Below are 8,961 nucleotides of genomic sequence, written 5' to 3'. Positions count from 1 at the left end.
GAGGGGAAACTTTCTCCAGAAAGTTTCCCCTCCCCCTCCCCAGTTTCTCTATGCCCCTCCACATCTCCTATGATAGGCGTGTTGGATGAACCGTACGAGGTCGCCCTTGCGGGTAGCCCAGTCGGGGGCGACGAGTTCGCCGGGGGCGGGATCGGCGACGACTCGGTGGATGATGATGTCGGGGCGCAGCTCCGTGAGGGCATCTACGGCAAGCTCGACGTAGGCGTCCTCAGTCAGCGGGACGTACTCTCCGGCGCGGTAGGCCCGCTCGAGCGCCGTGTTCCGGCAGACATAGACGTTGTGCAGCTTGACCCCGTGGACGGGCAGGTCGTTGAGGCGGCGGACGGTGGCGTGCACGTCGTCCGGGGTTTCACCGGGAAGGCCGAGCATGAGGTGCGCGCAGACCTGCACGTCGGTTTTTTCCGCCAGCTCAATGGCCTTGGCCGAGGCCGCCGCGTCGTGCCCCCGGTTGATGCGGCGCAGGGTGGCGTCGTTCAGCGTCTGGACGCCAAGCTCAAGCCATTTTTCTTTCCACGGCGCGGCGCCGAGGATAGCCATTTTTTCAGGATCGAGGCAGTCGGGCCGGGTTCCCACGGAAACCCCGGCGAGAGCGGGCAGGGTGCGGAAAATCTCCAGCATCGCCGCGAGCCGGGAGGCGGGGCCGTAGGTATTGGAAAAGGATTGCAGATACGCGAGGAACAGCGAGGCCCGGTTGGACTTGCGGAAGTGCTCGCGCCAGTGCTCCCACTGGGCGGGGAGGTTCATTCCGGCAAGGCCGAGCCCCGAGCCGGAACCTATGGCGTTGCAGAAGGTGCAGCCCGCGCGGGAGAGCGTCCCGTCACGGTTGGGGCAGCTTGCTCCCGCGTCGAGAGGGATCTTTTGGACCCTCTGGCCGAAGCGTTGGCGGAGATGGACGGTGAATGTATTCCATGTATGCATCAAAACGGGCCTTTCGGTCGGATAGCCGCCAACGCCGTGGCGGTACATATATTTTGACCTTGATTGTTATACATTGAAAATATTTACTATGTGTTGTAGGTTTTCAAAACCCGCCGGAGGTTGCTCTTGACAGCGGGGCGTTTTTGGACCAACACTTCGCGACTGAACTTAAGCTACCCGCAAAACGGAAAGCTGAAAAGAGCGTGCGGTTTTTCAAACGGACCGGCTCGCCAGTTCCCTCCGGCTCTCCTAATTTCCACTTCCGGTACTGATTGAAGATCGATAGATCTTGTTTGGCCCATAGAGAAGACAAGTGAGCAATCCTGTATGCCAAAACTCGTGAATTTTATTCTCGGCGCGTTTTCCAACGATCTCGCCATCGACTTGGGGACCGCCAATACCTGCGTGTATGTGAAGGGGCAGGGCATCGTCCTGCGCGAACCCTCCGTCGTCGCCGTCAAGAAGGACTCTCGCGGCAACAGCGTGGTGTTGGCCGTCGGTCAGGACGCCAAGCGTATGCTCGGGCGTACCCCGGGCAACATCCAGGCTATCCGCCCCATGAAGGACGGGGTCATCGCCGACTTTGAAGTGACCGAAGCCATGCTTCGCCATTTCATTTCCAAGGTGCACAATTCCCGCCGTCACCTTGTCCGGCCCCGGATCATGGTGTGCGTGCCCACCGGTATCACGCAGGTGGAAAAGCGCGCGGTGAAGGAATCCGCCCAGAGCGCGGGCGCCCGTGAAGTCTATCTTATTGAAGAGCCCATGGCCGCCGCCATCGGGGCCAACCTCCCGATTCAGGAGCCTACCTCCAACATGGTGGTGGACATCGGGGGCGGCACCACGGAAGTCGCGGTCATCTCCCTGTCGGGTATCGTGTATTCCCGTTCGGTGCGCGTCGGCGGCGACAAGATGGACGAATCCATCATGACGCACGTAAAGCGCAAGTATAACATGCTGATCGGCGAATCCTCCGCGGAAGAGATCAAGATCAAGATCGCCTCCGCCTACCCGATGGACCCCGAGCAGCAGATCGAGGTCAAGGGCCGCGATCTCGTGACCGGCATCCCGCAGAACATCATCATCACCTCGGAGGAAGTCCGCAAGGCCATATCCGAACAGGTGGACAGCATCGTCCAGGCCGTGCGCATCGCTCTTGAACAGACCCCTCCGGAACTTGCCGCCGACATTGTGGATCGCGGCATTGTCCTCACCGGCGGCGGCGCGCTGCTCAAGGGGTTGGACCAGCTCCTGCGCGAAGAAACCTCTCTGCCCATCACCGTGGTGGAAGATCCGTTGTCCACGGTCGTTATGGGCACCGGCCGCGCGCTCGACAATCTCAATGAGCTTGGCGACGTCTGTATTGACTGATAGTGCGCCTGCCGGGGGATGCCCCCGCAGGCTTTCCGGTCCGCAGCCCGGCTCCCTGCCGGTTCTGCGGATCGGTTCATCTCCGCCTTCCTCTGGATTCCGCCGCCGATCGGCGGGCCCTTCTCCGGACAAAGCATGTCTCCCAAGCACATCCTGCTGGTTCCCGCTCTCGCCCTGTTGATGTATCTCGGTATGTACAGCTGGAACCAGCGCACCCATATCCTCGATAACTTCGCGGCCAACACAGGGCTCGAAGCCTCGGGCGTCGTCCTCAAATCGGTGCGCATGGTGCAGGATACGGTCATGGGCGCGTGGAACCGCTATCTCGATCTCGTGGACGTGCGTGAGGAGAATGACGAGCTCAAGAAGCAGGTCGAACAGCTCCGCCATAAGCTGCTGATGGCCTCGGAGGAGCGTGCCGAACTCGTCCGCTTGCGCCGCCTGCTCACGCTTACGCCGCCGGAAGGCTGGCAGACGCTCGGGGCCCGCGTGCTCGCCGGGCGCATGGGGGCGAATTCCGCGCTGGCGTCCGTGCTCATCGGGCGCGGGTACATGACGGGAGCCATTCCGGGGACGCCGGTCATGACCCCGCAGGGCGTCGCAGGCCGTGTGCTGCGGGCCGGGCCGAGTTCGGCCACGGTGCTCCTGCTCGTCGATCCCGGGAGCCGTATCGCGGTGATCAGCCAGGAGAGCCGCATTCAGGGCGTACTCGTGGGCGGAGGCCCCGACAAGCCGCTGGAGATGCGTTTCGTGTCGCATAACGATGTGATTCGCGCCGGTGAAATTCTGGTCACGTCCGGCCTCGACGATGCATTCCCCAAGGGGATCCCCGTGGCGCGGGTGCTGTCGGCCACGCCTTCGGATCTTTCGCCGTTTCAGTCCATTCAGGCCGCTCCGTTGGCGGCGTTGTCCGATCTTGAAGAATTATTGCTCATTTCCCGTGTGGAAGGCTCCAGCGTTTCCGGCTCGTTGTCCGGTGTGCTGGAAGCTCCGCGCTCGCCCTCGTCTGATTCGGCGGGCAGCCCCGCCGCGCAGCGCGCACAGCCTCAGCCAGGCCAGCAGGGTTCTACGATTCCCGGTCCGCCCCGTCCCGACGCGCCGTTTTTCCTGAGCGGCCCGACGCCCCCGCCCGGGCTGCCGCTGCGGAGTCGTCCATGACGCTCAACATCCTGTGGTGGGTGGCCTTCTTCGTGTTCGGCCTTGCCCTCCAGCAGGCGCTGCCCGGTACGGATGTCCTGGTCGCCGGTTTGTTTCTGGCCTTGCAGGAGCGTCGCCCTTTTCAGCTTGCCGTGGTGCTGCTCGCGCTCATCCTCGTTCAGGAAGGCGTGGGCACGCTGGATTTCGGCACGTCCGTTCTCTGGTACCTTCTGGTCATAACGCTCTTTTTCATCGGGCGCTGGATGTTCGAGACGGAAAACTGGCTGTTCGTGCTGCTTCTCAGCGGCTGTATCGGCTTGGCGCATTACGGCGTCATCTGGCTGATGACGCGGCTTCAGTTTATTCCTCTCGACACGACGCAGCTGCTCGACGAAAGCATTCTCCAAGCGTTGCTGACGCCGTTTGTTTGGCAATGCAGCATGATGGCGCGCCGGTGGGTGGTCCCCAATGAAAACAATACAGCTTGAAACCGAAGGCTATCAGCCGCCTAAAAGCGGGCTTGTGCTGTTGCAGTGCCTCGTCGGCTTGCTGTTCTTCACGTTCGTCATCCGGTTTTGGTATCTCCAGATCCATCGTGGGGCCGATTTTGCGCAGCAGGCGCAGGCCAACCACCTGCGGCAGGAGTCGGTATACGCTTCGCGCGGCCTTATCCGTGACGTAAAGGGCACGTTGCTTGCCGAAAACCGGCCCGCCTTCGGGCTGGCCCTGATCCGGGAAGACTGCAAGGACATTTCCGCCACGTTGGCGCAAGTCAGCGAGTGGGCGGGCATTCCGCTGGAGCAACTTACCAACCGTTTTCAGCAGGACCGGCGCAAGGTGAAGCCTTTCGAGCCGATCCTTTTGCTCAACGACATGCCTTTCGATCAGGTCGCGCGTATTGAAGCGCAGCTCATGCACTGGCCGGGGCTGGAAATCGTCACCCGGTCCAAGCGCTATTATCCCGAAGGCAAGGAATTCGCGCATATTCTCGGGTACGTGGCGGAAGCCAACGAGCAGGAGCTTGCCGCCGATCCGTACCTTGCCCTCGGCGACACGGTGGGCAAGCAAGGGCTTGAGTATGTGTTTGAGCAGCGTTTGCGCGGGCACAAGGGGCTGTACAACGTCGAAGTCGACGTCCTTGGGCGTTCTCTGGGGAAAACGCTGGTTGAGGAACCGCAGAACGGGGAAAACCTTCAGCTTTGCCTCGATACCAAGCTGCAAAAGCAGCTCGCGGCGCTGCTCGGCGATCAGACGGGCAGCATCGTGGTCATGGAACCGCAGACGGGCCGGCTTTTGGCGCTGGTGACGAACCCTTCCTACGACAACAACGTGTTTGTCGGCGGTCTGTCCCAGAAGGACTGGGTAGCGCTGCGTGACGACCCATTCCACCCGCTCCAGAACCGGGCCATCCAGAGCGTGTACCCGCCCGGCTCGGTCTGGAAGCTCATGATGGCCGGGCTTTTCCTCAAGGAGGGCATCTCCCCCTCGTTCCGGGTCGTGTGTACCGGCGCTGTGAAGCTCGGCAACCGGGAATTCCGGTGCTGGCGGAAGGGGGGGCACGGTGCCGTGGATATGATCCAGTCGCTCCTGCATTCGTGCGACGTGTATTATTATGTGCTTGGCGAGAAGCTCGGCATCGACCGCATTGAGAGTTTTGCCAAGGCGTGCGGGTTCGGCGCGCCTACGGGCATCGATCTGCCGCATGAGAAATCCGGTCTTGTGCCGTCGAGGGCGTGGAAGAAGCGCCGCTCGGGTGAGGCGTGGTATCGCGGTGAAACGCTTAACGTTTCCATCGGGCAGGGATACACGCTGGTGACGCCGCTCCAGATGGCGAATTTTGTGAGTTCGTTGCTCAACGGCGGTAAGCTGATGAAGCCTCAGCTTCTGGTCGATGCCAAGCCGGAAGTGCGGGGGAACATCCCTTTCAGCGAAGAGGCCCGTAAATTGGTGCTGGAAGGTATGCGCGTTACGGCGGATGTCGGCACGGCCAAGGTTCTGCGCCGCACGGATGCCGTCATCGGCGGCAAAACGGGGACCGCGCAGGTCGTCAAGATCCGCATGGTCGGCGAGCGCCGGCAGCGTACGGCGGAAATGGCGTATCTGGAGCGCGACCACGCGTGGATTGCCTCATACGGCCGCAAGGACGGAAAGGATGTGGTCGTTGTCGTCATGCTGGAGCACGGGGGCGGCGGCAGTTCGGCGGCCGGTCCGGTAGCCCGCGACGTGTATAATATCCTTTATGGGACTCCGCTTGGGCCGCAGCCGCAGAGGGCGGTAACCCGCACGGTGCGCGAGGATTGATTTTGGAATGAAGCGGGGGAGGGCGCTTTTTGTAGAAAGCGCCCTCCCCCGGACCTCCTCCCGCAAAAACTTTAACGTTATCGAATCCCTGTTCGGCGGGTGGGGGTGCGAAACTACATCTTCCGCTAAAGTATTATCTCGTTAATCGTCCTATGAGGATAGAAGAAACATATTCGGGCGGTTCCGTTTGTGCCGGGGTCCGGGGGGCGGCTCGCCTCCCGGCGGGTGCAGGGCGGCGCCCTGCCGGGGTACGGGGCGGAGCCCCGTCAGGAGTTGCTACATGGCGATAGATCGGAGACTGCTGACGTATATCAACTGGGGGCTTGTGGCCGCCACGCTCTTGCTGTTCTGGGTGGGCATCGGCAACCTCTATTCCGCCAGCGGCGTCAGGGTGGAGGACGGCATCAGCCTTGCCCCGTACTATGAGCGCCAGATGATCTGGGGGGCGTTCGGCCTGATCGCCATGGTCGCCTGCATGAGCTTCGATTACCGCCATTTGCAGGCTATGGCACTCCCTTTTTTTCTGATTGTGCTCTTTTCCCTCTGCCTGATCCCTCTCTTTGGGAAAGTCATCTACGGCGCGCGCCGCTGGATCGATCTGGGATTCTTCCACTTCCAGCCCAGTGAAATGGCCAAGATCGCCGTGTTGCTCATGGGGGCGCAGGTGCTCTCGCTGGACGGCGAGCCGTTGTCGTGGAAGAAGCTTTTTCAGGTTTCGTGCGTGGGCGGTATCCCTGCGGCTTTCATCGTATGCCAGCCTGACCTCGGGACGGCCTTGACCGTGCTGGCTATTCTTGGCGGCATGATCTTGTACCACGGCCTCAAGAAGCGGGTGCTGCTCGTCTGCCTCATCAGCATTCCGTTGCTGCTTCCCATGGCGTGGTTCGCGCTGCACGACTACCAGAAGCAGCGCATCATGACGTTCCTCGATCCGTCCAATGATCCGCGAGGGGCGGGATACCACATCATCCAGTCAAAAATCGCCATCGGTTCCGGACAGATATGGGGGAAAGGCTTCCTTGAGGGCACGCAGAGCAAGCTGAGCTTTCTCCCGGAAAAGCATACCGACTTTGCCATCGCCGTGTTCGGTGAGGAATGGGGGTTTGTCGGCTGCGTCGCGCTCATGGCGCTGTTCAGTCTCTTTTTATTGAGTATTTTCGAGACGGTGCGGGGGGCCAAAGATCGGTTCGGGAGCAACCTCGCGGCGGGGATTTTCATTTACTTCTTTTGGCAAATCTTTATCAACGCCGGCATGGTAGTGGGGATCATGCCGGTGGTCGGCATCCCCCTCCCTTTCATCAGCTACGGCGGCAGCGCCACGGTCGTCAACTTTTCCCTGATCGGGCTGGTCCTGAATATTTCCATGCGCCGTTTCTTGTTCAAAACATAACGGAGCCTGTTCTGTTCGCTTAAATAATATTTTTTTCACAAAGATGGGGAAAGGCGCTGTTCCGGAGAAAACGGACGGCATGTGCCGACTAGCCGCTTGAAATGGTGAATGTTCGCTGTGGAGTGCGGTAAAGCATCCGTTTCCCACAAAAGCGGATTGTGATCTTTTGCTTTTGCGGAGAACCTTTGACACATTTTGCTGGTTCGTATATAATGCCCGCATTCTATACGTTTATCCGTTTTGTATGAAGGGAGTTTCCGCGTGGTAGATCTTAATATTACGTTATGGATCCAGTTGGCGAACTTTCTTGTCACTCTGGTTGTGCTCAACTATCTTTTGATCTCGCCAATCCGAAAGATCATCCGTAAGCGCAAAGACAACGTGGAAGGGCTGATCGGCGAAATCGAAGCGTTCACCGCGGAAAAGCAGCAGCTTCTGGACGAGTACGAGTCGGAACTCCGCAAAGCGCGCGAAGCCGCCGCCATCTACCGCAAGGACGGCAAGGTCATGGGCGAACTGGAACGGGCGCGCATTTTTGATGCCGCCAGCAAGGATGCCCAGTCCGAAGTGCGGACGACGCAGGCCGCCGTGCGCGCCGACGCCGGTGTGACCCGCCGTGCGCTTCAGGCGAAAATGCACGAATTCACCGAAGCCGCCATGGCGAAGCTTCTGGCATAACTCAGAGTTCGGGGGACCCCTTGAAAGCGCTAGCCTCTTTTTTCTTGTCCAGAGACGGTATTGTGGCCGTGGCCACCCTGATTCTGCTGGGTGTCGTTTCCCATTTCAGTGATCCGTACAATCCGTGGATCAACTTGCTGGCCCGTGTCGGCAACGTGTGCGTCTTCTTGTACATCCTGTGGCGTGCCGCCGGGAAAGCGATTGTTGACGGCCTGAGCAACAGGCGTGCCGCCATCGTCGACGAACTCGACAGCCTCGCCGTCCGCAAGGCCGCTGCGGAAGAGCAGCTCGCCGCCATGATCGAGAAGATCGACAGCCTTGATGCCGAGTGCGAAACCATCCTCAAAGACAGCCGGGCCCGTGGCGAAGCCATCCGTGAGGCGCTTGTCGCCGATGCCCTCGAAGAGGCGGAAAAGATTCGCAACGCCGCGCACCGCGCTGCCGACAGCGAAACGAAGAAAGCCATTGAGGAATTGCGGAGCCAGATGGCCGACGAAATCGTGCAGGCTGTGGAAGCTACCCTGAAGGAGAAGCTTGATATGAAGAAGCATGTCAAGCTCATCGACAACGCGCTGAAAAAGGTGGTGCTCAATTGAACGGCGACATCGTGGCACAGCGGTACGCCAAGGCGCTTTTCGCCTTGGGGCAGCAGGAAGGCATGGCCAAGCTGGAGCAGTACGGGGAAAATCTGTCCGCTCTTGAAGGGGTTCTTGAAGACTCCCCTGAGCTGGTGCGGCTCTTCCACATCCCCGTCATCAGCGTCGCCGAAAAGCAGAAGGTCCTGTCACAGGTTCTCGACAAGCTTGACGTTGACCCCATGATAAAAAATTTCTGCTCGTTGCTGGCAGAAAAGGAACGCCTCCCTCTTTTTGAAGAGATTGCCGAAGCGTTCGGCAAGCTCCTTGATGAGGCTTGGGGCGTTGTTCGCGGCAAGCTCCTGACTGCCGTAAGCCTCAGCAAAGAGCAGCAGGCTGGCATCCTTGCCAGACTCGAAAAGCAAACCAGCAAACAGATCGCGCTGAAGTTCGAAGTGGATCCCTCCATCCTCGGCGGGGTCGTCCTTCAGGTGGGGGACAACGTGCTGGATGCGAGCCTTCGAGCTCAATTGGCTATCCTCAGAGACATCATCAAGAGGGGTGAATAGG

9 protein-coding genes are annotated in these 8,961 nt (G+C 60.1%); 8 read left to right on the top strand and 1 reads right to left on the bottom strand.

Annotated elements, in window-relative coordinates:
- Nucleotides 1–48 precede the first annotated feature (48 nt).
- A complete protein-coding gene (mnmL, locus tag T370_RS0113335) occupies nt 49–939 on the bottom strand; it encodes a tRNA modification radical SAM protein MnmL/YtqA (RefSeq protein WP_029435993.1) in 891 nt (296 codons plus the stop codon).
- A 327-nt stretch (nt 940–1,266) separates the two neighbouring features.
- Here mnmL and T370_RS0113330 point away from each other — a divergent pair, with 327 nt between their 5' ends.
- The 8 genes from T370_RS0113330 (at nt 1,267) to atpH (ending at nt 8,960) form a co-directional block, all read left to right on the top strand.
- On the top strand, nt 1,267–2,310 hold the full coding sequence (locus T370_RS0113330) for a rod shape-determining protein (RefSeq protein WP_005028805.1): 1,044 nt from the start codon (nt 1,267–1,269) through the stop codon (nt 2,308–2,310).
- A 135-nt stretch (nt 2,311–2,445) separates the two neighbouring features.
- Nucleotides 2,446–3,468, top strand: coding sequence for a rod shape-determining protein MreC (locus T370_RS0113325; RefSeq protein WP_029435992.1), 1,023 nt, complete (start codon nt 2,446–2,448; stop codon nt 3,466–3,468).
- A complete protein-coding gene (locus T370_RS0113320; protein WP_029435991.1) occupies nt 3,465–3,935 on the top strand; it encodes a hypothetical protein in 471 nt (156 codons plus the stop codon). The genes T370_RS0113325 and T370_RS0113320 overlap by 4 nt, the downstream gene beginning before the upstream one ends.
- Nucleotides 3,916–5,748: a penicillin-binding protein 2 gene (mrdA, locus tag T370_RS0113315; protein WP_005028808.1), complete on the top strand. Its 1,833-nt coding sequence runs from the start codon at nt 3,916–3,918 to the stop codon at nt 5,746–5,748. The genes T370_RS0113320 and mrdA overlap by 20 nt, the downstream gene beginning before the upstream one ends.
- A 280-nt stretch (nt 5,749–6,028) precedes the next feature.
- Nucleotides 6,029–7,138 (top strand): rod shape-determining protein RodA, encoded by a 1,110-nt coding sequence (gene rodA, locus T370_RS0113310; RefSeq protein ID WP_005028809.1) that lies wholly within the window; start codon nt 6,029–6,031, stop codon nt 7,136–7,138.
- A 261-nt stretch (nt 7,139–7,399) separates the two neighbouring features.
- Entirely contained in the window at nt 7,400–7,816 is a 417-nt protein-coding gene (locus T370_RS0113305) for a F0F1 ATP synthase subunit B (protein WP_005028810.1), read from the top strand.
- A 68-nt stretch (nt 7,817–7,884) separates the two neighbouring features.
- Nucleotides 7,885–8,412, top strand: a complete 528-nt coding sequence (locus T370_RS0113300) for a F0F1 ATP synthase subunit B (protein WP_232281205.1) — start codon at nt 7,885–7,887, stop codon at nt 8,410–8,412.
- Nucleotides 8,409–8,960, top strand: a complete 552-nt coding sequence (atpH, locus tag T370_RS0113295) for an ATP synthase F1 subunit delta (RefSeq protein WP_005028812.1) — start codon at nt 8,409–8,411, stop codon at nt 8,958–8,960. The genes T370_RS0113300 and atpH overlap by 4 nt, the downstream gene beginning before the upstream one ends.
- Nucleotide 8,961 lies beyond the last annotated feature (1 nt).

It is taken from the genome of Bilophila wadsworthia ATCC 49260, from assembly GCF_000701705.1.
GTDB classification, from domain to species: Bacteria; Desulfobacterota; Desulfovibrionia; order Desulfovibrionales; family Desulfovibrionaceae; genus Bilophila; species Bilophila wadsworthia.
This window is presented reverse-complemented; position numbering and strand designations above follow the sequence as displayed.

Bases quoted from the DNA above. Each gene is read 5' to 3' on its own strand.
- T370_RS0113325 (WP_029435992.1), top strand. From the start codon at position 2,446: ATGTCTCCCAAGCACATCCTGCTGGTTCCCGCTCTCGCCCTGTTGATG.
- mnmL (WP_029435993.1), bottom strand. From the start codon at position 939: ATGCATACATGGAATACATTCACCGTCCATCTCCGCCAACGCTTCGGC.
- rodA (WP_005028809.1), top strand. From the start codon at position 6,029: ATGGCGATAGATCGGAGACTGCTGACGTATATCAACTGGGGGCTTGTG.
- mrdA (WP_005028808.1), top strand. From the start codon at position 3,916: ATGAAAACAATACAGCTTGAAACCGAAGGCTATCAGCCGCCTAAAAGC.
- T370_RS0113320 (WP_029435991.1), top strand. From the start codon at position 3,465: ATGACGCTCAACATCCTGTGGTGGGTGGCCTTCTTCGTGTTCGGCCTT.
- T370_RS0113330 (WP_005028805.1), top strand. From the start codon at position 1,267: ATGCCAAAACTCGTGAATTTTATTCTCGGCGCGTTTTCCAACGATCTC.